The 26,278-nt window shown below is 67.8% G+C and carries 18 protein-coding genes and 2 pseudogenes; 16 read left to right on the top strand and 4 right to left on the bottom strand.

Annotated elements, in window-relative coordinates:
- Nucleotides 1–97 precede the first annotated feature (97 nt).
- The 6 genes from OG878_RS02415 (at nucleotide 98) to OG878_RS02390 (ending at nucleotide 11,303) form a co-directional block, all read left to right on the top strand.
- Nucleotides 98–2,086, top strand: coding sequence for a hypothetical protein (locus OG878_RS02415; protein ID WP_328885177.1), 1,989 nt, complete (start codon nucleotides 98–100; stop codon nucleotides 2,084–2,086).
- A 47-nt stretch (nucleotides 2,087–2,133) separates the two neighbouring features.
- On the top strand, nucleotides 2,134–3,447 hold the full coding sequence (locus tag OG878_RS02410) for an ABC transporter substrate-binding protein (protein WP_328885176.1): 1,314 nt from the start codon (nucleotides 2,134–2,136) through the stop codon (nucleotides 3,445–3,447).
- Between the two features lie 79 nt (nucleotides 3,448–3,526).
- Nucleotides 3,527–4,465, top strand: a complete 939-nt coding sequence (locus tag OG878_RS02405) for a carbohydrate ABC transporter permease (protein ID WP_443049225.1) — start codon at nucleotides 3,527–3,529, stop codon at nucleotides 4,463–4,465.
- On the top strand, nucleotides 4,462–5,328 hold the full coding sequence (locus OG878_RS02400; RefSeq protein ID WP_328885174.1) for a carbohydrate ABC transporter permease: 867 nt from the start codon (nucleotides 4,462–4,464) through the stop codon (nucleotides 5,326–5,328). The genes OG878_RS02405 and OG878_RS02400 overlap by 4 nt, the downstream gene beginning before the upstream one ends.
- 59 nt (nucleotides 5,329–5,387) lie before the next feature.
- The gene (locus OG878_RS02395; RefSeq protein WP_328885173.1) at nucleotides 5,388–9,881 is read left to right on the top strand and encodes an endo-alpha-N-acetylgalactosaminidase family protein; all 4,494 of its coding nucleotides are present in this window, start codon (nucleotides 5,388–5,390) and stop codon (nucleotides 9,879–9,881) included.
- 69 nt (nucleotides 9,882–9,950) lie between these two features.
- The gene (locus OG878_RS02390) at nucleotides 9,951–11,303 is read left to right on the top strand and encodes a glycoside hydrolase family 36 protein (RefSeq protein ID WP_328885172.1); all 1,353 of its coding nucleotides are present in this window, start codon (nucleotides 9,951–9,953) and stop codon (nucleotides 11,301–11,303) included.
- A gap of 217 nt (nucleotides 11,304–11,520) precedes the next feature.
- On the opposite strand, the gene OG878_RS02385 is transcribed toward OG878_RS02390, so the two are convergent.
- From OG878_RS02385 to OG878_RS02370, 4 genes and pseudogenes are all read right to left on the bottom strand, one after another.
- On the bottom strand, nucleotides 11,521–12,747 hold the full coding sequence (locus tag OG878_RS02385) for a metallophosphoesterase (RefSeq protein ID WP_328885171.1): 1,227 nt from the start codon (nucleotides 12,745–12,747) through the stop codon (nucleotides 11,521–11,523).
- A 166-nt stretch (nucleotides 12,748–12,913) separates the two neighbouring features.
- Nucleotides 12,914–13,144: pseudogene (locus tag OG878_RS02380) on the bottom strand (transposase); the annotation flags it as partial.
- Complete coding sequence (locus tag OG878_RS42155; RefSeq protein WP_443049224.1) at nucleotides 13,114–13,452, bottom strand: transposase; 339 nt, start codon at nucleotides 13,450–13,452, stop codon at nucleotides 13,114–13,116. The pseudogene OG878_RS02380 and the gene OG878_RS42155, both read right to left, overlap by 31 nt.
- Nucleotides 13,453–13,580: 128 nt before the next feature.
- On the bottom strand, nucleotides 13,581–14,372 hold the full coding sequence (locus OG878_RS02370; protein WP_328885170.1) for an SDR family NAD(P)-dependent oxidoreductase: 792 nt from the start codon (nucleotides 14,370–14,372) through the stop codon (nucleotides 13,581–13,583).
- Between OG878_RS02370 and OG878_RS02365 the strand changes: the two genes are divergently transcribed.
- From OG878_RS02365 to OG878_RS02320, 10 genes and pseudogenes are all read left to right on the top strand, one after another.
- On the top strand, nucleotides 14,365–14,724 hold the full coding sequence (locus OG878_RS02365; RefSeq protein ID WP_328885169.1) for a winged helix-turn-helix transcriptional regulator: 360 nt from the start codon (nucleotides 14,365–14,367) through the stop codon (nucleotides 14,722–14,724). The two genes, OG878_RS02370 and OG878_RS02365, sit on opposite strands and share 8 nt — an antisense overlap.
- 202 nt (nucleotides 14,725–14,926) lie before the next feature.
- Nucleotides 14,927–15,260, top strand: a pseudogene (locus tag OG878_RS02360) (sigma-70 family RNA polymerase sigma factor); the annotation flags it as partial.
- Nucleotides 15,261–15,495: 235 nt separating this feature from the next.
- Nucleotides 15,496–16,092 (top strand): anti-sigma factor, encoded by a 597-nt coding sequence (locus OG878_RS02355; RefSeq protein WP_443049047.1) that lies wholly within the window; start codon nucleotides 15,496–15,498, stop codon nucleotides 16,090–16,092.
- Between the two features lie 919 nt (nucleotides 16,093–17,011).
- The gene (locus OG878_RS02350; protein WP_328885167.1) at nucleotides 17,012–18,310 is read left to right on the top strand and encodes an ABC transporter substrate-binding protein; all 1,299 of its coding nucleotides are present in this window, start codon (nucleotides 17,012–17,014) and stop codon (nucleotides 18,308–18,310) included.
- 142 nt (nucleotides 18,311–18,452) lie between these two features.
- Nucleotides 18,453–19,343 (top strand): carbohydrate ABC transporter permease, encoded by an 891-nt coding sequence (locus OG878_RS02345; protein WP_328885166.1) that lies wholly within the window; start codon nucleotides 18,453–18,455, stop codon nucleotides 19,341–19,343.
- The gene (locus OG878_RS02340) at nucleotides 19,343–20,245 is read left to right on the top strand and encodes a carbohydrate ABC transporter permease (RefSeq protein ID WP_328885165.1); all 903 of its coding nucleotides are present in this window, start codon (nucleotides 19,343–19,345) and stop codon (nucleotides 20,243–20,245) included. Before OG878_RS02345 ends, OG878_RS02340 begins: the two co-directional genes overlap by 1 nt.
- Nucleotides 20,246–20,378: 133 nt before the next feature.
- Nucleotides 20,379–21,878: an arabinosylfuranosidase ArfA gene (gene arfA, locus OG878_RS02335; RefSeq protein ID WP_328885164.1), complete on the top strand. Its 1,500-nt coding sequence runs from the start codon at nucleotides 20,379–20,381 to the stop codon at nucleotides 21,876–21,878.
- A gap of 1,136 nt (nucleotides 21,879–23,014) precedes the next feature.
- Nucleotides 23,015–24,109, top strand: coding sequence for a sugar ABC transporter substrate-binding protein (locus OG878_RS02330; protein WP_328885163.1), 1,095 nt, complete (start codon nucleotides 23,015–23,017; stop codon nucleotides 24,107–24,109).
- 99 nt (nucleotides 24,110–24,208) lie between these two features.
- A complete protein-coding gene (locus OG878_RS02325) occupies nucleotides 24,209–24,985 on the top strand; it encodes an ATP-binding cassette domain-containing protein (protein ID WP_328885162.1) in 777 nt (258 codons plus the stop codon).
- On the top strand, nucleotides 24,982–26,262 hold the full coding sequence (locus tag OG878_RS02320) for a sugar ABC transporter permease (RefSeq protein ID WP_328885161.1): 1,281 nt from the start codon (nucleotides 24,982–24,984) through the stop codon (nucleotides 26,260–26,262). Before OG878_RS02325 ends, OG878_RS02320 begins: the two co-directional genes overlap by 4 nt.
- The last annotated feature ends 16 nt before the right edge of the window (nucleotides 26,263–26,278 follow it).

Below are 26,278 nucleotides of genomic sequence, written 5' to 3'. Positions count from 1 at the left end.
CTAAGTATCAAGCTCTGTCCTGGAACCGGGTGGGCAGTCGCCGCACCCGAGTACTGACAGGCAGGCGAGAGGGCTGATTCACGTGGGTACCCGGTACATGCTGCGCTTGCAGGTCGATCCCGCGGATGATCCTGCGGAGGTCACCGAGCGGATGCTCCGCCTGGTCAAGGACAGCCGGGCCGACGAGATCTGCGTCTTCTTCTTCGGGATGGAGTTCAACGACGGCCACGAGCGGCCGGCGGCCATAGGCTCCTGGCTGGAACGTACCCGCGGCTGGCGCTCCGCGCTCCGGGCCGCGGGGGTTGCCGTCTCGCTCAACCCCGGTCACACGCTGGGTCACGACGACTGGGGCCGGATGCGCCGCGAGCCGTGGCAGACGATGGTCGACCAGCACGGCACGGCCGCCGAGGTGACGGTCTGCCCCCTCGATCCTGCCTGGCGGGCGTACTTCGCCGAGTCCCTGCGCCGGTACGCGGCCGAGGACATCGCCACCGTGTGGATCGAGGACGACATCCGCCTCCACAACCACGCCCCGCTCGACTGGGGCGGCTGCTTCTGCCCGTTGCACCTGGCCGAGTTCGCCTCCCGTACGGGCGCTTCGCCCACCCGCTCCGAACTCGTCGCTGCCTGCAGCGCACCTGGCGAACCCCACCCCTGGCGCGGTGCGTGGCTCGACATGCTGGACGACACCGCCACCGAGTTGATGGCTCAGTGGCGTGCCGTCACCGACGCGCACGGCATCAGGCTCGGACTGATGTCCAGTCGTCCCGAATCCCATGCGGCCGAGGGCCGCCAGTGGTCCCGCTGGCTGGACACCGTCGAGGTCCACCGCCCCCACTTCTGGACCTACGCGGACACCACCGGACCCGAACTCGCCGCATCCGCAGCCCTGCTGGACGCGCAGCGCGCCGTCCAGCGCCCGGGGCTCGCCTCCTACCCGGAGATCGAATGCTGGCCGTACGGCCAGTGGAACAAGTCCTTCCGGCAGACCGGCGCGCAGATGGCCCTCGCCCAGATCCTCGGCTGCGAGGGACTGGCCGTCAGCCTCTACGACTTCCTGGGCAACCACCCCGACGACGAGCCCGCCCGCGCCGGCTTCCTTACCGACTGGCGTCCCACCCTGGACTGGCTCGCCGACACTTTCCCCACCTCGCTGCGCACCGTTGGTGTGGACATCCCGTGGTCGCCGCAGACCGCACGGGAACTGCGCATCGACGCCAACGGCACCGCGGCGGGCGGTCGCTGGCAGGCGCTCGAGGTCCCGCACCGCGAGTGGGCGGGCTGGCTGGGCTCGATCGGCCACGCGGTGACATCGCGCGGCGGCGAGTCCGCAGTCCGCGCCCTCGCCGGGGAGTCCTGCTGGGCCTACGACGACGTACAGATCCGGGACTGGCTGCGCGGCGGACTGCTGCTCGACGGGCCTGCTGCCGAGATCCTGCACCGGCGAGGCTTCGGTGACCTGATCGGCGTGCACGGCATGCGTACGCCAGGTCCCGAGGGTCCCGTACCCGCCCGCGAGATCTGCACCGACCCGGAATTCGCGCTCCGCGTGGGCGCGCGTATCTCCGCCGACGCGGTCGTGAACGGCCACCGCGCCCTGGCGGTCGCCGACCCGGCTCCTGGAGCCCGCGTCGCGAGCCGCCTCGTCGACCCGCGCGGCGCGGACATCGGCCCCGGACTGGTGCTGTACGAGAACGAGCTCGGCGGCAAGGCCGCTGTCTGCCCCTGGCCGGCCACTCCGCAGGTACGGATGACGCCGCAGCGTGCCGCCCAGCTCGACGCCGTACTGGACTGGCTCGGAGAGGGTCGGAACGCCCGCGTGTCCGGCCACCCCTGGCTGGTGCCCCACGTGCTCACCGACGGACGCCGCTGGCGGCTCGTGGTGTGGAACGCGGCACCGGACGACGCCGACCGACTCGACGTCCAGCTGCCCGACGGAATGCCCGCCCCCACCACCGCCGTGCAGGTCACCGCACGCGGTGAGCGGTTTCCGGCCTCGTACACGGATGGCACGGTCACTCTCTCCCGGCCGCTGGGCCAGTGGGAGTTCGTGGTCCTCTGTGCCGATATCGACCGACTCCCCTGATGACACACACCTCAGCCGCGCCTTCGAGGCGCCAGGAAGGAAGAACTGTGAGATCTGCTTGGGTGCGCGGAGCCGGAGCTCTGCTGGCCACCGCCGCGCTGGTCATGACCAGCGCATGCTCCGCCGACTCGGAGTCGGACAAGACCGCGGCCAAGTCCGGCGGCAAGGTGAATCTGACCTTCTGGGGCTGGGCCCCCGGCTACGACAAGTCGGTGGCCGCGTTCAACGCTGCCCACCCGAACATCAAGGTCACTTTCCAGAAGACCGCATCGGGGTCGGCGGGCGGGTACAGCAAGATGCTCAACGCCGTGAAGGCGGGCAATGCCCCGTGCCTGGCGCAGGTCGGGTACGAGTCCCTGCCCAGCTTCGCCGCCGCGGGCGCCCTGGAGAACGTGGCGAAGTACGCCAACGCCGTCAAGGGCAAGTACGTCGGCTGGACCTGGAAGGCAGTCAGCGTCCAGGACCAGGTGTACGGGATACCGCTGGACACCGGCCCGGAGGCGATGTTCTACCGCGCCGACGTGCTCAAGAAGTTCAAGCAGCCGGTGCCCACCACCTGGAAGCAGTTCGCGGAGGTCGGCAAGGCCATCCACAAGGCCGACCCCAGCGTCTATCTCACCACCCCGCCCAGCGACGGGTACGACTTCGCGGGTCTCACCTGGCAGGCCGGCGGCCGGTGGTTCGGCACCGAGGGCGGCACATGGCAGGTGAGCATCGAGAACCCGCAGAGCCGCAAGGTCGCCGCGTACTGGCAGGACCTCCACGACGCCAAGGTGCTCAAGAACACGCCCGCGCTGGACACCGCGTGGATCGCGGACGCCGACAAGGGCCACATCGTCTCGTACGTCGGTGCCGTCTGGGCGAACACACTGCTCTCCCAGAACCTGAAGGCCTCGGCGGGCAAATGGGCCGTCGCGCCCATGCCGCAGTGGGAAGAAGGCGGCAAGGCCGCCGGCAACAACGGCGGCTCGTCGACCGCCGTCCTCAAGGGCTGCAAGAACCCCGAGGAAGCAGTCGAGTTCGCCGACTGGTTCAGCAGCAACACCCGGAGTACCGAGAACCTCATCAAGAACACCGGCATCTATCCGGCCGCCACCGACGCCCTGTCATTGCCGGCCGTCAACCAGCCCTCGGAGTTCTTCGGCGGCCAGAACATCTACGACGTTTTCAAGGAAGCCGCCGCCAACACCGACACCAACTGGCAGTGGGGCCCGACCATGACTCAGGTCGAGGCGGACTTCACCGACGGGATGAAGAAGGCCAACTCCGGAGGCGGCTCCTTCGCCGATGCGCTGACGGGCACCCAGTCCAAGACCCTCTCCGCGATGAAGGCCCAGGGCCTGACGGTCTCGGGCAGCTGACAGCGTCGCGGGCCGCCGCCCACCCCACGGCGGCCCGCGGCCCGTACGACGGGAATCCACCGTGACCACCACAACCACCATGAGCCGGACGCCGGCCCGGGCGGCCGCGCAGCCCGCGGCCCGCCCGACCGGACCCGCGCGCCGCCGCATCCGAAGCGCGATGCTGTTCCTGGCACCGTTCTGCGTGCTGTTCCTCGGCACCTTCATCGCTCCCATCTGCTACGCGCTCTACCAGAGCCTGTTCGCCCTGCACCGCGACGGGCTCGGGCTCACCGCACCCACCACCCGCTTCGCGGGCGCGGAGAACTACACGCGGGTGCTGCACGACGGCCAGTTCCTCGAATCGATCCTGAGGGTCGTCGGGTTGGGCGTGGTGCAGGTGCCCGTGATGCTCGGACTGGCACTGCTGCTGGCACTGCTGCTGGACTCCGGCTCCGCACGGTGGCCGGGCGTCTTCCGGACGTTGTTCTTCCTGCCGTACGCACTGCCCGGAGTGATCGCGGCCATCATGTGGTCGTTCCTCTACCAGCCCGATGTGAGCCCTATCGCGTCAGCTGCCTCGCATCTCGGCCTGCACCTCGACTTCCTCTCCTCAGGGACCGTCCTGCCGTCCATCGGCAACATGGTCACCTGGGGCTGGACCGGCTACAACATGCTGATCATCTACGCCGCGCTGAAGGCGATCCCCGCCGAGCTCTTCGAGTCGGCCGCGCTCGACGGCTGTTCGGGCTGGCGGGTGGCCTGGCACATCAAGGTCCCCATGGTGCGCGGGGCGCTGATCCTGACCACTGTCTTCTCGATCATCGGCACCCTTCAGCTGTACAGCGAGCCGGCGATCCTCCACCAGATCGCCGACTCGGTCACCTCCGAGTACACGCCGATCCTGGCCGCCCAGAAGTCCGCCGACTCCGGCAACTACCAGTACGCCGCCGCCGAGTCGGTAGTGCTGGCGCTGCTGACGCTGGTGCTGTCCTTCGGGTTCCTCAAATTCACCCAGCGCAAGGGGGCCGGGGCATGAGCGCACCGCAGTCCGTAGTCCGCCGTTCCGCGGGTCCGTTCACCGGTCGCGTGGCCGTCACGTCGGTCATGGCGTTGTTCGCCGTGTACTCGGTGCTGCCCGTGTGGTGGCTGCTGGTGACGGCGACCAAGAACAAGGGCTATCTCTTCACCACCAGCGGTTTCTGGTTCTCGCACTTCGATCTGTGGGCCAATGTGCGCGACGTCTTCACCATGGACGGTGGGATCTTCGCCCGTTGGATGCTCAACAGCGTGCTCTACAGCATGGTGGGCGCCGCCATCGGCACCCTGCTGTCGGCGGCCGCCGGCTACGCGCTCGCGAAGTACCGGTTCCGCGGCCGGGAAGCGGTGTTCAACACCGTGCTCGCGGCGGTCCTGGTCCCCGCCACGCTGTTCGCGCTGCCGCTGTATCTGATGTTCTCCGAGATCCATCTCGTGAACACCTACTGGGCGGTGCTGATCCCCAGTGTGGTCAGTCCGTTCGGCGTGTATCTGTCCCGGGTGTACGCCGCCGACTCCATGCCGGACGAGCTCATCGAGGCCGGGCGCGTCGACGGGGCCGGGGAGGTGCGGATCTTCTTCACCATCGCGCTGCGGGTGATGTCGCCCGCTCTCGTCACCGTCTTCCTGTTCCAGTTCGTCGGAATCTGGAACAACTACCTGCTGCCTGTACTGATGCTCGCCGACGACCGGCTGCAGCCGGTGACCGTCGGCCTCGCCGGCTGGCGGGAACAGCTCAACAACGGCACCCCCTACAACGTCACCGTCACAGGCGCCTTCCTGTCAGTGCTGCCGCTCGTAGTGGCGTTCCTGTGTCTCCAGCGGTTCTGGCGATCCGGCCTGACTGCGGGAAGCGTCAAGTGAACGACCCGTCCCCCTTACCGCACCGCGACCTCAGATTGCAGAGGCATGCCATGCCATCCGTGCGCGTATCGAGACTCCTTGCCGCGACGGCCGTCGCCGTCACGGCGGGCGCCTGCCTCACGGCACCGCCCGCCGTGGCCGACGCGGGCCCGGCGGTGACCATCCGCTCCGCCGATCTCACCGTCGATGTGTCGAGGACTTTCCCCGATGTCCTCGCCTACACGTGGGCCGACAGCGGCGCGGTGCTCCACGGTGACGTGGTCAGCAATCCGGTGCTTGCCGTGAACGGCACGACGTACGTCCCGGGCGTCGAGACGAGCGCGGAGACTGATCACATCGACTACCGGCTGACGGTCGATCAGATAGGTGTGGTCGCCACGGTCCGCATCGCAGTCGACGGCGACCGGCTGAAGTTCTCGATCAAGAAGATCGAGGAGAACGGCTCCACCAAGGTCTCCACAATCGGCCTGCCCGGACACAGCCTGCTGTCGATGCGCGCAGACCAGGCCGGTGCCCGTGTCGCCGATGCCACGGTCGCCCGTACGAACTACGCGCCGGGCCCCGAGCTCGACGAGATCAAGTCCGTTGCGGACCTCGCCGTCGACAGTGAGGCGCGGGGGGCGAGCATCGCGATCCTCAGCACGGACCGCATCGCGGGCGCGATCTCGTCCAATGCCGTGCAGACGTACGGCAATCTGCAACTGCAGACCACCGGATCGGGCGACACGAAGCGGACCGGCGTCTGGTCGAGTGCCTGGACCTACCGCGGCCCCGACGGCAAGGTCGTGGCCGCCCCGGAGGCACAGGTCGTCCTCACCCCGGACCGCAACGGCGACGGGCAGGTCGACTGGCAGGACGGCGCCATCGCATATCGGAAGATCATGCCCAAGCCGTTCGCGGGCGAGCTGACCAAGAACAACGTGGTTTCCCAGATTTTGATGAACTTCGCCAGCCAGGCGCAGAACCCGTTCATCAAGACCCTCGACGACATCAAGAAGGTCTCCCTCTACACCGACGGCCTGGGCCAGTCCATTCAGCTCAAGGGCTATCAGGACCAGGGACACGACTCGGCGCACCCGGACTTCGCAGGCAACTACAACGAGGCCGCGGGCGGACTCGCCGACATCAGGAAGGTGGTCGACGAGGCGCGGAAGTACAACACGGTCGTGGGCGTTCACATTCAGAACGGCATCGCGGCGCCCCGCGCGAACGCCTTCCGGTGGGACAAAACCACCAACCCGGCCGCACCGACGCCGCATTACATCTACGGGGACACCAACTACGAGATGGATCAGGACAAGGACCTGGCGAGCGGCGACTACGAGAAGCGCATGACGGATCTGAAGAGGGAGGTGCCGAACCTCGGATTCATCTACTCCGACGCCTTCTTCAATGTCGACTGGAGCGCCTGGAAGCAGGCCGAAGTGGTCAACAGGCTCGGCATGCCGATCTACACCGAGTTCCCCACGTACATGTGGCCCTATGCCACGTGGTACCACCAGTCGGCCGAGTACCAGGACATCGGGATCAACTCGGACATCCTGCGGTTCATCTACAACGACCGGACCGATGCCTGGATCCACGACAGCAACCCGATGCTCGGCGGCGTGCAGAACAAGGCCGGCTTCATGGGCTGGCACTCCGACCACTCCCTGAACAAGGAGATCGCGGAGGTCTTCACCAACAACCTCCCGGCCAAGTACCTGCAGAACTTTCAGATCACGCACTGGGACGACAAGCAGATCGACTTCACCGACGGAGTGAAGGCGACCGCCGAGGACGGCACACCGCGCATCTACCGCGACGGGCATCTCGTGCGCGACGGCAAGGATCTCTTCATGCCCTGGTCCGCCAAGGGCCAGGAGAAAATCTACGCCTGGAGCGACAGCGGTACCAAGCGCACCTGGACGCTTCCCGACGCCTGGTCCGGCATCGACGACGTCACCCTCTACAAGCTGACCGGCAACGGCAAGCAGAAGGCCGGCGTCCTGCCCGTCGACGGCAGCCACCGCATCAGCCTCGACCTCGCCGAGGACACTCCGTACGTCGTCTATCCGAACGGCGCCACCATCGTGCCGGTCGACTCCGGGTCCGTCGAGGACGGCAGCAACACCGGGGTCGCACCCACGCCCAAAAGCACCGCGAAGTCGGTGGACTTCGGGCAGGGCACCATCGTCGCCGACGGACAGTTCTTCACCGGCGGCTTCACCGACTGGCACCGCGCCTCCAGCTCCGGCGATGTCTCAGGCATCAGCGTCGTCACCGACACCAACGGCCTGCAGAGCCTGAGGATCTCCGGCCGACGCGACGGCATGGTCACCCAGAAACTGCACGGTCTGGAATCCGGTCGCACCTACAAGGCGTCCGCGTACGTCAATGTCACAGGCGACCGCAGGGCGACGCTCTCGGTCGACGGCGCCACCGAGCAGGTCAGCAATTCGATCGACGCCCCTACCCCGGTGATGAACGACGCGGACAACCGGCTCGCAGGCCAGCGCTTCCAGCAGCTCAGCGTGTTGTTCACGGTGCCGCACGACGAGCACACCGTGGTGCTGAAGCTCGCTGGTGCCGCCTCCCCGGACAGCGACACCGTGCAGTTCACCGATGTCCGGGTCCAGAAGAACGACGGCGCCACCCACCGGGCCGGCGGCCACTACTACACAGCGGACTTCGAGCACCCCGACGGCGGAAGCTTCGGCCCGTTCCTGATCGGCACGTTCTCCGAGCCGAGTGAGATCATCTCGGACCGGCACGAGGGCTACACGCGGGACACCATCGGCGGCAAGCACTCGCTGGAGACGACCCGCAACGGTTCCGGACTGCAGTTCCGTACCTGGCCCGGCAGCATCAAGCTGGCCGCAGGCCGCGCCTATCGGGTGAGGATGGACTACCAGTCCGACACCGGAGGCCTGTACACCTTCCAGGTGACGGCCGACGGCCGGTCGAAGCCGCTGCTGACCACCCCCCTGGCGCAGACCACCGACCGAGGGCTGGCCACCGCGCCGCCCGCGGGGCCCATCCCGGACGGCTGGACGGACAGCCTGCCGCCGCAGGATTCGGCCCCGCACGCCTCGATCGACGAGACGTTCGTCTCCGGCGACGACAGTACATATCTGGCACTGACGCAGAACTCTGACGGAGAGGGGGCCGCTACGCTCGACAACCTGATCGTCGACGATCTCGGCCCCGCCCCGGCGGCCGACCGCGGCAAGCAGGTCGCCACCCTCGGCGTCACCCCCACGCGGGTTCCCGCGGGCGCCACCACCACCGTTGCCGTCTCCTTCACCAACAGCAGCGGTGAGGCGGTCAGCGACGTACGCCTCAATGCCGATGCCCCTGAGGGCTGGATCGCGAAGGCCGGCGACCCGACCACCCTCGACACGCTGGCTCCCGGCGCCACCGCGACCGTCCAGTACGCCCTGACGGTGCCCGCCGACCCCATCCCGTCCGGCAACATCCTCGACGTCCACGCCGATTACCGGTGGAACGGCCGGCGCACCGGCGTGACCGGGGCGGCAGGTCTCAGCCTCGGCTACGACTCGCTGGCCGCCGCGTTCAACAACGTCGCCGTCACCGGCGCCGCGACCACAGAGCAGGGGGCCTTCGACTCGGCAGGCAGCAGCTTCTCCGAATCCGCGCTGGCCACGACGGGCGTCCGCCCCGGCGGCACGGTCCAGCACGACGGCGTCACCTTCACCTGGCCGGACGTCGCGGCGGGCAAGCCCGACAACGTCGCCGCCCGGGGCCAGAACATCGCTGTGACCGGCCGTGACCGGCTCGCGGTGCTCGGCGCCGCCTCGGCCAGCGGCCACGCAGGCACGGTAGTCGTCTCGTACACCGACGGAACCTCCAGCAGCACCCCGTTGGGGCTGCCGAGCTGGCACGGCGACGACGAAGGCCGGTACGGCGCGCAAGTGGCCGTGGACAGCCTCGGCAACAACACGCCGTCCGGCCCGGCCAACCCGGCCGAGCACTACCGGATCTTCTACAACACCGTCCCGCTCGACGAGAGCAGAACGGTCGAGTCGGTGACCCTGCCCAACGACCCGGCGCTGCACATCTTCGGCCTCGCCACCAAGTCACTGGTGGGCGGCGCCCCGACCGGGGACACCTACGCGAGCGACATGGCCTGGACGAAGATGACCAACGGGTGGGGCCCCGCCGAGCGTGACCACAGCCTTGGCGAGGACCTGGCAGGCGACGGTGGCGCGCTCACCCTCGGCACCACGATCTACGCCAAGGGCCTGGGCACCGCGCCGTTCGGCGGCACCCCGGCGGTCATCGGCTACGAACTCGGCGGCCGGTGCACCAGCCTGACCGCCACCGTCGGTCTCGACCGTTCGCAGACCACGCGAGGTTCCGTGGCGTTCGCGGTGGCCGCGGACGGCAAGACCGTCTTCACCAGTGGGGTGTTCACACCGAACACCGCACCGCAGCCGATCACCGTCGATCTGACCGGCGCGCAGAACGTGGAACTGCGCACGCTCGACGGCGGCGACGGCAACGGCAATGACCACGGCGACTGGGCTGACTCGAAGTTCCACTGCGCCTGACCCCGATGTCCGTACTGGGGCACTTCCGGCCCGGGGGTGCCCCTCCGCCCTGCGTTTCGAGGAATCCCCATGACTTTCGCCCCCATCGCCCTCGTGGAGTGCGATCCGGCCCGCGCCCAGGTCTTCGAGAACGGCTGGTCCTCCTTCGGCCCCAGCGCCGTATATCCGGCGACCGACACCTCGCCGAGACCCTCACTGCGGGTGTACGAGATGTCGACGTACCGCGCGGACACCCCGGCGCCGGCCACCGGCTTCCAGGGAGAGGGACTGCTGGCCGTCGACCCCGGCGACGGCGGACCGGTCCATCTGTTCGCGGCGCCCGACGCCCGTATCTCCTGCCCGTCCGTCCGGGCGGTCGCGCAGGCCGGGGGAGTGCGCGTGACCTCCGACGGCCCGGTCGAGCACACCGTCGACGACGGCCCGGGCGGCCTGGACTCGGCACTCGCCCGCTGGGCCGACCGGTACGCCGAGAAGCTGGGCGTACGGGTCGCCGAGAGTTATCCGACCGGCTGGTGTCCCTGGTACCAGTACTTCACCCGGCTCACCGAGCGCGACATGTACGAGAACATCGACGCCATCGACAGGCACGAACTGCCCGTCGACATGATCGCCGTGGACGACGCCTTCCAGAAGGAGATCGGAGACTGGCTGCAACTCTCCGACCGGTTCAGCTCGTTGAGCGGTCTTGTCAATCGCATCCACGCCTCGGACCGGCGCGCCGGGGTATGGATCGCCCCGATGTTCGTGGGCGCCCGCTCCGACGTCTTCCGCGACCATCCCGACTGGCTCGTACGCACCCCGGACGGCACCGAACCCCTGTGGACCGGCCATATCTGGGAGCAGGACCTGTACGCCCTCGACATCACCCACCCGGGAGCGGCCGCCTACCTCCGGGAGGTCTTCCAGACGTGGCGAGGTCACGGCTTCGACTACTTCAAACTCGACTTCCTCTTCGCAGCGGCCCGGGTGGGCCGCCGCCACGAGGACGTCACCGCGCTCCAGGCGTACGCGATGGGCGTCGACCTCATCCGCGAGGCGGCGGGCGACGGCGCTACCCTGCTCGGCTGCGGGGCCCCGCTGCTGCCCTCCGTCGGCCTCTTCGACGGAATGCGCATCAGCTGCGACATCGCCCCGTCCTACGAGCCGGCCGACGGCGACATCAGCCAGCCCTCCCAGGCGGGCGCCGTGCTCAGCGGGCGCGGGCGCGCCTTCATGCACGGCAGGTTCTGGCACAACGACCCGGACTGCGTGATCGTGCGCCCCGAGGTCGAGCGCCGCGAGGAATGGGCGCGCCACATCGAGCGGTACGCGGGGGTGCGCGTCCTGAGCGACCGTGTGAACTCCCTCGACGACTGGGGCCTGGAGACCGCCCGCCGGCTGCTGGTCCGCTCGACGCCCGCGCCGCTTGTCCCTTCCAGATGATCCGGGCGTACGCACTGAAGTAGCGCTAACCGCAGAGCGGGGACTGGAGGACAGCACGCTGAACAGCCGCGGCCATGTCACGTACGGACTCCAGTTGCATCTTCCGGTGGTACAGGACGCGATGGAGGAAGCCCGCGAAATCGTCCGTTGCCCTCGAACGCTAGGCGGCCCGGGAGATCTTCCACCTGGTCACGGACAACTGCACCCAGGACCCCGCTCATAGGGGCTGTGCGGGAGGCTGCTGTGGGGAGCGGAGTACGAGCAGGGTGATCTCGCTGGGGGCGAAGACGCGGAACGGCGGGCCCCAGAAACCGGTGCCGCGGCTGGTGTAGAGGAGGGTGCGGGTGCCGTGGCGGCTGAGGCCGGCGAGGGCGGGCTGGTCGATGCGGACGAGGTGGTGGAAGGGCCAGATCTGGCCGCCGTGGGTGTGGCCCGAGAGTTGGAGGTCGATGCCGCCTTCTGCGGCCCGGTCGACGAACTTGGGCTGGTGGGCCAGGAGAAGGACGGGCAGGTCGGGGTCGGCGCCGTTCAGGGCGCCGGCGAGGTGGGCGCGGTGGCCGGCGAGGCCGGAGGACTCGGCGGTGACGTCATCCACGCCGGCGACCACAAGGGTGTCGCCGCCGCGTTCGAGCAGCAGATGACGGTTGCGCAGCGGCTCCCAACCCAGCTCGTCCATCAGATCGACCCAGCCCTGGGCCTCGCTGTAGTACTCGTGGTTTCCGGTGACATAGACCCGGGCCCGGGTGGCTCGCACGGTGCCTAGCGGAGCGGCCTGGGCGCGGCGGCGTCGGGCCGTGCCGTCCGCGATGTCGCCGGTGTGGCAGACCAGGTCGGCCTCCAGGGTGTTGACCTTCGCGCAGACCCGCGCCGACCAGCGGGCCCGGTCGAGCGGGCCGTAATGGGTGTCGGTGATGAGGACGACGCGGGTGCCGTCCAATCCGGCTCCCAGCCGCGGGATTTGTACGTCGAGCTGACGCACCCGTGGCACCCGGCGGGCCTCGGCGTACCCCCAGGCGAGCAGCCCGGCGGTTACGCCGAGGACCACCCAACTGACGATCCGGGCCCGGTTCTGCCCGTTGCCCACGCCGGTCACGGTCAGGGCGAGGCGCAGCAGGACGCCGAGCAGGACGGACCAGGTGAACAGTACCCAGCTGGCCCCAAGGAGGGTGTCTCCGACGATCGCCGCCCAGTCCTGCTGCCGTCGGCCGTGGCCGCGCACCATCGCGAGCGGCATAGCGACCAGACCGAGGACGAACAGGGCGGTGCCGCCCAGCGCCACGGGGAGCGGCCAGTGCTGGCCGGTGTGCAGCAGCACCCAGCAGGGCACAGTCCACAGCAGGACGGGGGCGATCATAGGGATGTAGCGCATCAGGCGGCGCAGTCGACTCTGCTGGGTCGCGTGAGCTGCACCGTCCGCGGATCGGGCTTCGCTGGTATCGGTCACGCTTCCCCTCCTCAAGTAACCGGACTGCCGGCGCGCACTTTACTCGGTCGTCCTGGTAGGGCTTGGTCGGGTCGGTATCGGTTGGGTATGTCGCGGTGGCAGGTGGGGCATGCGCCGGCCCAGATGGCATGGAGCAATTGCAGCTCGCGGACGATCTGATGGAGGCTCAGGCCGGTTCCGTGTCTTTTGGGGCGTGGGCCGGCCTCCACAGGGTGCAGAAGGCGTGGGCGAGGGAGGTGAGGGTGACGTGGTGGTGCCAGCCGTTGAAGGTGCGGCCCTCGAAGTGGGCAAGTCCCAGGGCCTGTTTCATCTCGCGGTAGTCGTGCTCGATTCTCCAGCGGAGCTCGGCCAGGCGGACCGGGGTGGTCAGCGGGGTGTCGGCGGGCAGGCCGGGGAGCCGGAACTTTCTTTGGCGGGCCACTCGGCAGGCAGCCAGCACGCGGCCGGTTCAACGCTGGGGGTGGCATCCCGGATCTCACGTCCTGCAGGGCGGATCCGCAGGGCGACCATGCCGGCCGGGCCCGCACCTGGGCCCCAGCTCCACGGACTGGACGTGACGCAATGCGCCAGGACCTGCCTGTTGCCGTCCTCGCCCAGCCGGGCTGCCATCGGCTCCACCGACTTGCGCCGCCCGTCCAGCAGCAGCCCGCGCACATACGCCTGACCCCAACGGTGCTGATCCGCGCGCGTGAACGCCTCGAACATCTCCGCCGTGAACGCCTCCAGGTCCTCCCGGACCTGATCGATCTCCCCAGGTGTCACACACCATCAACGCGCCCACGAACACCAAGACACGCCACCAGCGCGTACACCTGACCAAGCCCTACTGGGCATCAGGCGGATTTGTGGCGGGCGCCGCCCTCGATGTGGATCGTCTCGCCGGAGACAAAACCCGCACGGAGGAGCCACATCACCGTGTCGACGACGTCGTCGGTCTCGCCGTGGCGTCCGACGAAGGTCCCGGCCGCGCTCTTGCTCAACAAGCCGGTCTTGTTGTCACCAAGACGATCCCATGTGCCCGAGTCCACGACACCAGGCGAGACGGCATTGACCCGCACCGGCGCCAGATCCGCCGCCAGGTGGCGCGCTGCGTACTCGACCGCACCGTTCGTGACCCCCTTGACGAGTGATCCCGGCCCGGGGCGCCAGCCGACAACACCGGAGAACAGCACCATCGACCCGGTCGGCCGCAGTACCGGCGCGAAGTGCTTGGCGACCAGCATCGGGCCGACCACCTTCGCCGTGAACGCAGCGAGCAGCTTGTCGCGATCCAGGTCGGTCGCGCGGACATCGTGCGGCGCCGAACCGGTCGTCACGATGTGGTCAATTCCATCCTTCAGCCGCTCCGCCGCGGCGGCGAGCGTCGACTCGTCCTGCAGATCGACCCGTACCGCGGTGGCGCCGATCTCGCCCGCCAGCACGTCGGCCGCAGCCAGATCGCGGGCACCGACAACGACGTCGTACCCATCCTCCACCGCACGCCTCGCGACGGCCGCGCCGAGCGCCCGTGCACCGCCGATGACCAGGATCCGCTCCATGTGTCTCACTCCCTCTCGTAGGATCGGGTGTAACGGTATGGATTTGATACCGGTATCTTCAACGGAACTGGGAGCAGCAATGGGCAAGGCGTACAACGTGATGGCGGCGACCTGCCCGAGCCGCACGGTGCTGCACCGTATCGGCGCCCGCTGGACCGTGTTCGTCCTCAACGCCCTCGACGACGGACCTCGCCGCTTCACCGAACTGAAGGGGCATATCCAGGGCATCACCCCGAAGGTCCTGACCGAAACCCTGCGCTCCCTGGAAGCCGACGGTTTGATCAGCCGCCACGAGTACGACGAAAACCCGCCCCGCGTCGAGTACGCCCTGACACCGCTGGGCCGCTCTCTGCTCATCCCGCTCCGCGCCGTACGACTCTGGGCCGAAGAGCATGTTGCGGACATCGAGGCGGCCCGAGCCCGCCAGGCGATTCTCTGACCCATGAGTCGGCTGCCGGCATGAACCGGAGCGGCAAGACCACCGCCACCGCCCTCGACGAGGCGGGTCACACCGCCCGCCAGATCGCCGGCCAACTCGGCCAGGCCAAGGTCTCCGTCACCCGAGACCTCTATATGGGCCGTCGAGCCACCGACCCATCCGCAGCCGGTGATCAGCATCGATGCGAAGAAGAAGGAACAACTCGGCCCAGTCGGAGGAGGTGGCCCAGGAGGTACTGCTCGACGTCTGGCGCACCGCTGACCGGTTCGGCCCGAACCGCGGCAGCGCCCAGTCCTGGATCCTCACCCTGGCGCACCGCCGGGCCGTCGACCGGGTACGCAGCGCCCGCGCGGCCGGTGACCGCGAGCAGCGCGAGGCCCGGCGTGCGGAGCAACCGGCCTTCGACCAGGTCGCCGAAGAAGTCGAGGCCGGGCTCGAGCGCGAGTGGGTGCGACGTTGCCTGGACAAGCTGCAACGGCAGTCCGTCACTCTCGCCTACTACGACGGCTTCACGTACCGCGAAGTGGCCGAGCGACCCTGGCCGAAGGCGTGCTCCGCTTCGCGCTGCCCACAAGTGCTCCGGCACCGGCCGCAATGCGCGAACGGGTCCTCGCGGCTGTCCGTACGACTGCCCAGGACGAATCCCGCGAACAGTCCGCCCCGGCCACACCGGACCCTGAGGGAGAAACACGTACGACCGAAGCCGACAACCTGCCAAGGTCCGCCACCGGGCGACGGCCAACGCCACCAGCCGGGACGCGCGGACCCTGGGTGCGTCGCCCCCTCCTCGTTCCGCTCGCCTTCGGCACGGCCGTCATGGCCCTCGTCGCGGCCGTGCTCTTCGCGGTACAGGCGACACAGACCCATGACGAGCTCGCACAGGAGCGGGCCCGGACGCAGGCGATCACTTCCGTACTCACGGTCCCCGACGCCCGCGCAACCAGCGGGCGAGACCGAAACGGACGCGGCATCGGCGTGGTCGCTTCCGCAGCACAGGGGCGAGCCGTCGTCACCGTCACCGGGATCGGCGCCCCGCCCGCGGGAAAGGTCCACCAACTCTGGCTCATCGGCCCCCACACGCCGCCGCGCTCGCTCGGGCTGCTCCACGGCGACACACCACCGGTCGCCACCGGACTGCATACGACTGCCATGTCACTTGCCGTCACCATCGAACCGAACGGCGGATCGCAGCGACCCACTACCATCGCCATCGCCCAACTCGCCCTGTGGCAGCTTGGATTCAGAGCGCCGCGAAATCGACTGTCCAGGATCCCGGGCGCCGCGCCTGTGGACGCGCTCGCCGTGCGGCCGGCAGGCGAGCTTCGCAATCGCAGCTGCCGCGGCGGCGGCACGAACTGCCGTTACTGAGGCTGAACTCGTGGTGTCGCAGGGGACGACGATCCTTGATCCATGCGGAATCACCTGCGCATGCGGTAACCATAAGGTGGCGCTCCGACCGCCGAACGACGGGAGTTCCGGGAACAGTAACGGATGGAAGCGGCCGAGCGCGTCGAGCGGTCGACTCGAACACGGTGATTGCGAAAGACCTCCGCGTCAGTGTGCCGTCGGTGCAAAGAACACCGGAAGGCCGCACCGGGCCTGTAGCTTCGGACCCCTGCCGGCGACCCGGACGTCATCCCTTCCCCGCGCAGCGCGTCCATCGCCACGACACCGTAAGCGGACTGATCCAATGAGCACCGCAGCACCGCCTGGCGGAGATCACGTCGGTCCGGAGCGCGCTCCGCTGGACCGGTACGGGGCACCTCCTCTCCCATTGTCCCGGTTCGCTATGGATCGGCTGGTGTCCGACCGGCCCGAAAGTTTCGACACATCTGCGCGTGCTTTCGTGACCGTGAGGTCCGACTGGCGAGACGTCAAGGCATTGTGCAACGCGGACGAAACCGGACGGGCCTGATCGGCGGAGGGCGTCGAAATGTTTCGATAGCCAACCCCTGACGGTCATTTACAAGTTTCGGTGAACTTTCGGAAATGATTCATTGACTGCCGCTCTGCGCCGAGCGCATACTCTCCAGCGAATCGGCACCTCCCCGTAACGGACACGACTCCATACGGTCACACCCGTCCACCTGGCACGTCCACAGGCGCATGCCCGGAGCCGGAAAGCAGGGGTTGCAGTGATCGACGCTGCTTCGCGTACATGCCCGACCCTCACTGTTGCCGCGGCCGGCCTGCCGCTTGAACGTTCAGATCAGGGCCAATAGGCCATTACTTCGCTCAAACCATGCGCACCAACTGTGTCAATGACGATAGATCAGGGATTTCCACAATGACGAGGAAAACACGCAGCGCGACGGCTGTCGCGATCGGCTTGGGCATCGCACTCGCTGCCACCGGCTGCGCCGGCGGCAGCGACGGCAACGGCAGCGGCGGTTCGTCCGATGGCAAGGTCACGGTGACCGTCTGGGAGAACGCTCAGCCCGGGCCCGGTGCGGAGTACTGGAAGACCGCCGCGAAGGCATACCACTCACTGCACCCGAACGTCACGGTCAAGATCCAGGCGGTCCAGAACGAGGACCTCGACGGCAAGCTGCAGACCGCCCTCAACTCGAACTCCGCCCCGGACATCTTCCTGCAGCGCGGTGGCGGCAAGATGCAGGCCGAGGTCAACGCCGGCCAGCTCCAGGCGCTGAACCTCACCGACACCGACAAGACGAACGCCAGCGCGGCGGCTCTCGCGGGCTATTCGATCGACGGCAAGGCCTACGCCATGCCGCTCGACACGCAGCCCGAGGGCATCTACTACAGCAAGGACCTGTTCAAGCAGGCCGGCATCGCCTCGACGCCGACGACGATGGACGAGCTCAAGGCCGCCATCGACAAGCTGAAGGCGATCAAGGTCGCGCCGATCGCGGTCGGCGCCAAGGACGCCTGGCCGGCAGCGCACTGGTACTACAACTTCGCCGTGCGCGAGTGCAGCCAGGACACCATGAACAACGCTGCCAAGTCGCTCAAGTTCGACGATGCGTGCTGGACCAAGGCCGGCGAAGACCTGGCTGCATTCCTGAAGGTCGAGCCGTTCCAGAAGGGCTTCCTGACGACGTCGTCGCAGCAGGGTGCCGGGTCGTCCGCGGGTATGATCGCGAACCACAAGGCGGGCATGGAGCTCATGGGCAACTGGGACCCCGGTGTGATCGGCGGCCTGACCAAGGACCAGAAGCCGCTGCCTGACCTGGGCTGGTTCCCCTTCCCCGCCGTCCCCGGTGGCCAGGGCGACCCGTCCGCCATCATGGGCGGCCTCGACGGATACTCGCTGTCCAAGAAGGCGCCGCAGGAGGCCCTTGCCTTCCTCCAGTGGCTGGTGACCAAGGACCAGCAGGAGGCCTACTCCAAGGCCTTCGTCACGATCCCGGTGAACAAGGAGGCCCAGGAGGTCGTCACCGACTCCTTCAACCAGTCGGCGCTGCAGGCCTTCAACAAGGCCGCCTACTCGGTGATGTTCCTTGACACGGAGTACGGCCAGAACGTCGGCAACGCCATGAACACCGCGGTGGTGAACCTGCTGGCCGGCAAGGGCAGCGCTGCCGACATCGTCAAGGCCACCAACGCTGCTGCCGCGAAGGGCTGAGTAAGCGACAATGAGCAACACCCTGGGTACTGACGCGGCCCACGGCCGCCAGTCGCAGGGCACGCCTCGAGTCGGGGGCGCGGCCGAGTCCGCGCCCCCGGCTTCGCCGCGAGTGGCTGCGAAGCGCCGAGGCCGTGCCAAGATGCGGCTCGAGATCGCGGTCCTGTCCGGACCGGCGATCCTCATATTCCTGGCGTTCGTGATCTTCCCGGTCGCGCTCGCTGCGTACTACGGCTTCTACCGGTGGCACGGCTACGGGGCGCCCACCGAATGGGTCGGCCTGAACAACTACAAGCTGATCCTCACCGACCCCGCGTTCCAGCAGGTGCTGTCGCACAACGGCCTGATCCTGGTGCTCTCACTGGTCATCCAGGGCCCGCTGGCGATCACCCTCGCGCTCCTGCTCAACCAGAAGATCCGCGGTCGCTCGATCATCCGCGTCCTGATCTTCGTGCCGTACGTCATCTCCGAGGTCATCGTCGGCACCGGCTGGAGCCTGATGCTCCAGAGCAACGGCGCCGTCAACGACCTGCTGCAGCACATGGGCCTGGGCTCCCTGCAGGCTGAATGGCTCTCCAACCCGAAGCTGGCCCTCTGGACGCTGATGGGCATCATCTCGTGGAAGTACATCGGCTTCGCGGTGATCCTGATGCTCGCCGGCCTGCAGTCGATCCCCGACGAGCTCTTCGAGGCCGCCTCGCTCGACGGCGCCTCCTACTGGCAGATCCAGCGCCGCATCACGCTGCCACTGCTGGGGCCGACGATCCGCATCTGGGCGTTCCTGTCGATCATCGGCTCGCTGCAGCTGTTCGACCTCGTCTTCATCATCTGGGGGCCGTACGTCGCGGGCACCGCGGGCACCTCGACCATGGCGATCTACATGGTGGCCCAGGGCCGCAACGCGGGCAACTACGGCTACGGCAGTGCCATCGCGGTCGTGATGTTCCTGATCTCGCTCATCGTCGCGCTGATCTACCAGCGCTTCGTCCTGCGCCGCGACCTCAAGGGTGCCGTCACTGAAGGGACCGTGTGATGAGCGCGACGACCACCACCCCCGGGATGTCCTCCGCCGTGGCGCCGAAGGCGCCCACCGGCCGTCGCGGCAACCGTGACAAGCCGCAGAAGTGGGGGACCCCCTTCACCTACTTCATCGCGCTCCTCTTCATCGGCGTCTGCATCGCACCGGTGCTCTACATCGTGATCGGCGGATTCCGCACCAACTCGCAGATCAGCACGAGCCCGGCCGGCCTGCCGCACCCCTGGGTCGCCGGCAACTACGTCAGCGTTCTGAAGTCGGTGACGTTCTGGGGCGAATTCGCGAACTCCATCATCGTCGCACTCGTGAGCACCGTCGGCACCGTCGTCCTCGGCCTGATGGTGAGCTTCGTTCTCGCGCGCTACGACTTCAAGCTCAAGGGCGCGATGTATTCCCTGTTCGCCGCCGGCCTGATGTTCCCGTTGGTCATCGCGATCACCCCGCTGTACATCGTCGTCAAGGACCTCGGCCTCGTCGACAGCCTGTTCGGCGTGATCATCCCGCAGATCGCCTTCGGCCTGCCGACGACCGTCATCATCCTGGTGCCGTTCCTCAGAGCCATTCCGAACGAGATCGAGGAGGCCGCCGCGATCGACGGTACGAGCCGACTCGGATTCTTCTTCCGCATGGTGATCCCGCTGTCACTGCCCGGTGTGGTGACCGTCGGCATCCTCGGGTTCATCGGCAGCTGGAACAACTACGTCCTGCCCCTGTACATCCTCAACTCGGAAGCGAACTACACCCTGCCGCTCGGCGTCCAGCAGTTCTCCTCGCAGTACTCAGTGGACACCGCGAGGGTCCTCGCGTTCACCTCACTCGCCATGCTGCCCGCACTGATCTTCTTCGCGATCTTCGAGAAGAAGATCGTCGGCGGTCTCACCGGCGCCGTGAAGGGCTGAAACCGCCACCAGTATCTGCACCGGACCGTCTCACGCCTGCCCCTGCCGTACCTCCGGCAGGGGCAGGCCGCCGATCGGCGGCATCGCTCAGCCCGCGGCGCGCCCGCGCCATCCCAGGGAAAGGACCATTGCATTGCCCCGCGCCCACATCAAGCTCGACAAGCAGGCCGTCATCGCTCCTGTCCGACGCCGCACCTTCGGCTCGTTCGTCGAACACCTCGGCCGCTGCGTGTACACCGGGCTCTACGAGCCGGAACACCCGAGCGCGAACGATGAAGGGTTCCGCATGGACGTCGTCGAACTCGTCAGGGAGCTCGGCAGCACGACCATCCGCTACCCGGGAGGCAACTTCGTCTCCGGCTTCCGCTGGGAGGACTCGGTCGGCCCGCGCGACAAGCGCCCGGTGCGCCGTGACCTCGCCTGGCACTCGCTCGAATCGAACCAGGTCGGCCTCGACGAGTTCGCCAAGTGGCTCGAGCTCACCGACTCCGAGCTGATGCTGGCGGTCAACGTCGCCACGCGAGGCATCCTGCCCGCGCTGGACCTGCTCGAGTACGCCAACCACCCGTCTGGCACAGCGCTGTCGGACTTGCGCATCGCCAACGGCACACCGGACCCGCACAACGTGCGCATGTGGTGCCTCGGCAACGAAATGGACGGACCGTGGCAGACCGGCTTCATGACGGCTGACGACTACGGCAAGATCGCCGCCCGCACCGCCGCCGCGATGAAGATGGCCGACAAGGACCTCGAACTCGTCGTCTGCGGCTCCTCCGGGTCCGGCATGCCGACATTCGGCGACTGGGAGCGCACGGTGCTCGAGCACAGCTATGACTATGTCGATTACATCTCGTGCCACGCGTACTACCAGGAGCACGACGGCGACCTCGGCTCCTTCCTCGCCTCGGCGATCGACATGGACTACTTCATCGACACCGTTGTCGCGACCGCCGATCACGTGGGGTACAAGAAACGCTCAAACAAGAAGATCAACGTCTCCTTCGACGAGTGGAACGTCTGGTACCTCAAGGAGCACCAGGCGTCCGAGGAGGTCAACGACGAGTGGCGCCACGCCCCTCGGCAACTCGAGGACATGTACACGGTGGCGGATGCCGTCGTCGTCGGCAACCTGCTGATGACGCTCCTCAAACGTAGCGACCGCGTCACCTCGGCGTCACTCGCGCAGCTCGTCAACGTGATCGCGCCGATCATGACCGAGCCCGGCGGCCCGGCCTGGCGGCAGACGACCTTCTACCCGTTCTCGATCACGAGCCGGCTTGCTTCCGGCGAGGTGATCCGGCCTGTGATCGAGGCGCCGACGTACAAAACGGCGCGCCACGGCGAGGCATCCGTCATCGACGCCGTCGCGACCGTCGACGAGGACCGGGCCGCGGTCTTCCTCGTCAACCGTGACGTGGAGGAGGCCGCGCAGGTCGTGATCGACGTGCGCAGCCTCGGCTCGTCGCGCATCGTCGAGGCGGTCACGCTCACCGACTCCGACGTGTACGCGAAGAACACGCTCGCCGAGCAGCACCGGGTGGCCCCGTCCGCGAACGGGAGCGCGACGCTCGTCGACGGCGTGCTCACCATCGAGCTGCCGGCAGTTTCATGGACGGCGATCGCCCTACGCTGAGCGACGACACGAAGCAGATCTGGCGCCGTGACGGACTCCTGTCGCGACGCCAGATCATGTCACGGCAAACTCGCTCGGAACGTTCGCAACTCAACGAGCCCGCTCGCGATGGGAAGTTCACAGCTCGAACGCCGAGCCGGGTGTGGTTGAGTCGATAGACGTCCCGCCTCGCTGAGGCGTCGATCGGCAGCAGCGAGTTCTTGCGTCGGGGGATGGCGTGGAATGCCTTCGAGACGTCGTGGAGCCTCTCGGCCTCGGCCTCGATGCCGCGGACGCGGCCGGCGCGCTTGAGTGGGGCCCGCAGTCGGCGGCGTCTCGGTAACTCGTCGATTGCGCCACCGAGTTGGTCGGTGAGCCGGGTTCGTCCGGCGCTGGTAGCGCCCCAGTAGACCGCGCACGTGCTCACGAAATGTCTGCCGCGGACAGCCCGGCAGCGGGCACACCAGGCGCCGCACCCTCACCGGCACCATCACCCACCTGCCGTCCACCGCCACGTCCGCCACCGTCCGGCCCTGAAAGCCGTGCATCGCCCCGCTCGGCGTCCCGCGCACCGGACACGGCACCAGATCATCACGGGTACGCGCGACCACCGGGACCAGCTCACCCTCATCTGCCACACCCTCGATGACCAGGGCAGACAGGCCCGAAAGCACCGTATCCACAAGGGCGTTGACCTCAACCCGGTCCCGGCCTGACACGCAGTGCGTAGGTCACCACCGATTACGGGACGGAGCCGAACGTTTTACAGTCCCCGCGCCGGGCGGACGTGCGCCATGGCCGCCTGTCATGGCCGTTGACGGATGCTGCCCAAATCCGGAGGGCGGCTCGGACTCCTGCAAAGACCCTGGGGCGCTTCGCGTTTGCTTCCGCTGGTTGGCGCGGTCGCAGGCTGTGCCGGCTCTCGAGCTTTCGGCAAGTGGCCGATTCGTTACCGCATTTGGTCGATTCCAGGGTTGCGCGGGGCTGGCCGAGAGAGGGGGAAGAGTCATATGTTGTCGCCCACAACATTCAGTGCGGTGGATACGTCGATACCCCGCCGAAGCCGGTCAAGCGTGCGCTTCTGTCTCCCACATCCTCATGTGAGCCACCCGTGGGCCGGTGCGCACCCGGCCGCACTCCCAGAAAGGACCCTGCCCATGCGCAAGGGGCTCCTCCTCACCACCGCCTCCGTGGCGCTGCTGACCACTCTCACCGCCTGCGGGAACTCTTCGTCGGGCAGCACCTCGTCAGGCTCCGGTGGCAAGAAGCCGAAGATCGGCGTGATCCTCCCGGACAGCAAGTCGTCCGCCCGCTGGGAGACGGCCGACCGCCCGTACCTCGCCAAGGCGTTCAAAGCGGCTGGTGTGGACTACGACATCCAGAACGCACAGGGCGACAAGCAGGCGTTCCAGACGATCGCGGACCAGATGATCAGCAGCGGCGTGAACGTCCTGGTGATCGTCAACCTCGACAGCGGCACCGGCAAGGCCGTCTTGGACAAGGCCAAGGCGCAGGGCGTGGCCACCATCGACTACGACCGGCTGACGCTCGGCGGCTCCGCTCAGTATTACGTGAGTTTCGACAACACGGCGGTCGGCAAGCTGCAGGGCGAGGGCCTGGGTAAGTGCCTGGCGGACATGAAGGTGAAGAAGCCGGTCATCGCCGAGCTGAACGGTTCGCCCACCGACAACAACGCCACGCTCTTTGCCAATGGCTACAACAGCGTCCTCGACCCCAAGTACGCCGCCGGTGAGTACGTCAAGGGCCCCAACCAGTCCGTGCCCGACTGGGACAACGCTCAGGCAGGCACCATCTTCGAGCAGATGCTCACCAGTCAGTCCAAGATCGGCGGCGTGCTGGCCGCCAACGACGGGCTCGGCAACGCGGCCATCGCGGTGCTGCGCAAGAACCACCGCAACGGCCAGGTACCGGTGACCGGACAGGACGCCACCGTGCAGGGATTGCAGAACATCCTGGCCGGTGACCAGTGCATGACCGTCTACAAGGCGGTCAAGAAGGAGGCCGACGCGACCGCCGAGCTGGCCGTCGCCCTGGCCAAGGGTCAGAAGGCGCAGACCGAAGCGAGCGTCCAGGACCCCGAGGGCAAGCGTGACGTGCCATCCGTACTGCTCGCCCCGGTCGCCATCTACAAGGACAACGTCAAGGACGTCGTGAACGACGGATTCGTGACCAAGGCCGACCTGTGCACCGGCCAGTACGCCGCCCTGTGCGCCAGCTCCGGGATCCAGTAGGCCCCCTCCAACCGGACCCCACCGGCCGGCCGCGAGTCCCGGGACCACCGCACCCACTGCCCGGGACCCGCGGTCCCACGACTTCAGGAGCCATCCTCCATGACAGCCACTCCCATCCTCCAACTACGCGGCATCAACAAGGGTTTCGGCCCAGTGCAGGTGCTGCACGATGTGGCCTTCAGTGCTCACCGAGGCGAAGTGACCGCCCTCGTGGGCGACAACGGCGCCGGCAAGTCCACCCTGGTGAAATGTATCGGGGGGATCCACTCCATCGACGCCGGCGAGTACTGGTTCGACGGCGAGCAGGTACAGATGCACAGCCCACGGGACGCCGCCGCGCTCGGCGTGGAGATCGTGTACCAGGACCTGGCCCTCTGCGACAACCTCGACATCGTCCAGAACATGTTCCTCGGCCGGGAGAAGCGCAGCGGCCTGGTCCTCGACGACGCGACCATGGAGGAGATGGCCGCCAAGACCCTCGCCGGGCTCTCGGTCAGAACCGTCAAGTCCCTCAGGCAAAGGGTCTCCAGCCTATCCGGCGGCCAGCGCCAGACCGTCGCCATCGCCAAAGCCGTGCTGTGGAACAGCAAGCTCGTCATCCTCGACGAACCGACCGCCGCACTCGGCGTCGCCCAGACCGCCCAGGTCCTGGAACTGGTGCGGCGGCTGGCCGACAACGGCCTGGCCGTGGTGCTCATCTCGCACAACATGAATGACGTCTTCGCGGTGTCCGACCAGATCGCCGCCCTCTACCTGGGCCGGACGGCCGCCCAGGTCAGGACCTCGGACGTGACACACGCCCAGCTCGTCGAACTGATCACCTCGGGCCGCAGCGGGAACCTGGGCCTCGCCGAAACCAACGGAGCCGCCGCATGACCACCGCCGTCGCCCCCGAGAAGCCGGAGCAGCCCGAAGGCCCTGCCACATCCGGCAAGCAGACCGACGCCACCGCCCCCGATCTTCGTTCCCTGGTCCGCGGCTACCGCGACCGACTGCGCGGCGGCGAACTCGGGGCTCTGCCCGCAGTCCTCGGCCTAGCCGCACTCTGCATTTTCTTCGGGATCCTGAGCCCGGTCTTCTTCTCCAACCTCAACTTCGCCAACCTGCTCACCCAGGGAGCAGGGAGCATCGCGATAGCCATGGGGCTGGTCTTCGTTCTCCTCCTCGGGGAGATCGACCTGTCCGCCGGATACGCCAGCGGCGTCTGCGCCGCAGTCCTGGCCATCCTCCTCACCAACCACGGATGGCCGTGGTATGGCGCCGTCGTCGCGGCCCTGCTGACCGGCGTGGTCATCGGCCTCCTGCTGGGCACGCTGGTCGCGAAGATCGGCATTCCGTCGTTCGTGGTCACTCTGGCCGCATTCCTGGGCTTCCAGGGCATCGTGCTGATCCTGCTGAAGGAAGGCACGAACATCTCCATCGAGGACAAGACCCTGCTCGCCATCGCCAACAACAACCTCTCACCCATGGCCGGATGGCTTGTGCTGGCCGGCGGCGTCATGGTGTACGCGGCGATCCTGCTCCGTCGTACCCACAACCGTCACCGCCGGGGTCTGACGACAACCCCGCCGATACTGATCGCCGTCCGCCTCGGCGTGCCGACGGTGCTCGGCGCCCTGGCCGTGCATCTGCTCAACCAGGAACGCAGCCGCAATGCCGTGGTCGTCTCTCTGCAGGGCGTACCCATCGTGGTGCCGCTCATCGGCGTCCTGCTCGTGCTCGGCACGTTCGTCCTCCAGCGCACGGCGTTCGGTCTCCACATCTACTCCGTCGGCGGCAACGCCGAGGCTGCCCGGCGGGCCGGCATCAACGTCGCGTTCATACGGATCACCGCATTCGTCATCTGCTCGGCCATGGCCGCAGTCGGCGGCATCATCGCGGCCTCCCGGGGCAACTCCGTCGACCCCAACACCGGCGGCAGCAACGTCCTGCTGCTCGCCGTCGGTGCCGCCGTCATCGGCGGCACCAGTCTCTTCGGCGGGCGGGGCCGGGTCATCGACGCCGTCCTGGGCGGCATGCTGGTGGCCGTCATCCAGAACGGCATGGGACTCATGGGATACAGCTCAGGTGTCAAGTACGCTGTCACGGGTTCGGTACTGCTGGTGGCCGCGGGCGTGGACGCGCTGTCCCGACACCGAGCCGTGCAGCGATGAACGCTCCGCGCCCCCG

It is taken from the genome of Streptomyces sp. NBC_00316, from assembly GCF_036158715.1.
Classification (GTDB): domain Bacteria; phylum Actinomycetota; class Actinomycetes; order Streptomycetales; family Streptomycetaceae; genus Streptomyces.
The sequence above is the reverse complement of the archived record's forward strand: the minus strand, read 5'-3'. Positions and strand labels throughout refer to the sequence as shown.

What these genes read in the sequence shown, in the direction of transcription:
- OG878_RS02415 (WP_328885177.1), top strand. Translation starts at nt 98, where the DNA reads ATGCTGCGCTTGCAGGTCGATCCCGCGGATGATCCTGCGGAGGTCACC.
- OG878_RS02405 (WP_443049225.1), top strand. Translation starts at nt 3,527, where the DNA reads ATGAGCCGGACGCCGGCCCGGGCGGCCGCGCAGCCCGCGGCCCGCCCG.
- OG878_RS02400 (WP_328885174.1), top strand. Translation starts at nt 4,462, where the DNA reads ATGAGCGCACCGCAGTCCGTAGTCCGCCGTTCCGCGGGTCCGTTCACC.
- OG878_RS02390 (WP_328885172.1), top strand. Translation starts at nt 9,951, where the DNA reads ATGACTTTCGCCCCCATCGCCCTCGTGGAGTGCGATCCGGCCCGCGCC.
- OG878_RS42155 (WP_443049224.1), bottom strand. Translation starts at nt 13,452, where the DNA reads ATGTTCGAGGCGTTCACGCGCGCGGATCAGCACCGTTGGGGTCAGGCG.
- OG878_RS02365 (WP_328885169.1), top strand. Translation starts at nt 14,365, where the DNA reads ATGGGCAAGGCGTACAACGTGATGGCGGCGACCTGCCCGAGCCGCACG.
- OG878_RS02350 (WP_328885167.1), top strand. Translation starts at nt 17,012, where the DNA reads ATGACGAGGAAAACACGCAGCGCGACGGCTGTCGCGATCGGCTTGGGC.
- OG878_RS02345 (WP_328885166.1), top strand. Translation starts at nt 18,453, where the DNA reads ATGCGGCTCGAGATCGCGGTCCTGTCCGGACCGGCGATCCTCATATTC.
- OG878_RS02340 (WP_328885165.1), top strand. Translation starts at nt 19,343, where the DNA reads ATGAGCGCGACGACCACCACCCCCGGGATGTCCTCCGCCGTGGCGCCG.
- OG878_RS02330 (WP_328885163.1), top strand. Translation starts at nt 23,015, where the DNA reads ATGCGCAAGGGGCTCCTCCTCACCACCGCCTCCGTGGCGCTGCTGACC.
- OG878_RS02325 (WP_328885162.1), top strand. Translation starts at nt 24,209, where the DNA reads ATGACAGCCACTCCCATCCTCCAACTACGCGGCATCAACAAGGGTTTC.
- OG878_RS02320 (WP_328885161.1), top strand. Translation starts at nt 24,982, where the DNA reads ATGACCACCGCCGTCGCCCCCGAGAAGCCGGAGCAGCCCGAAGGCCCT.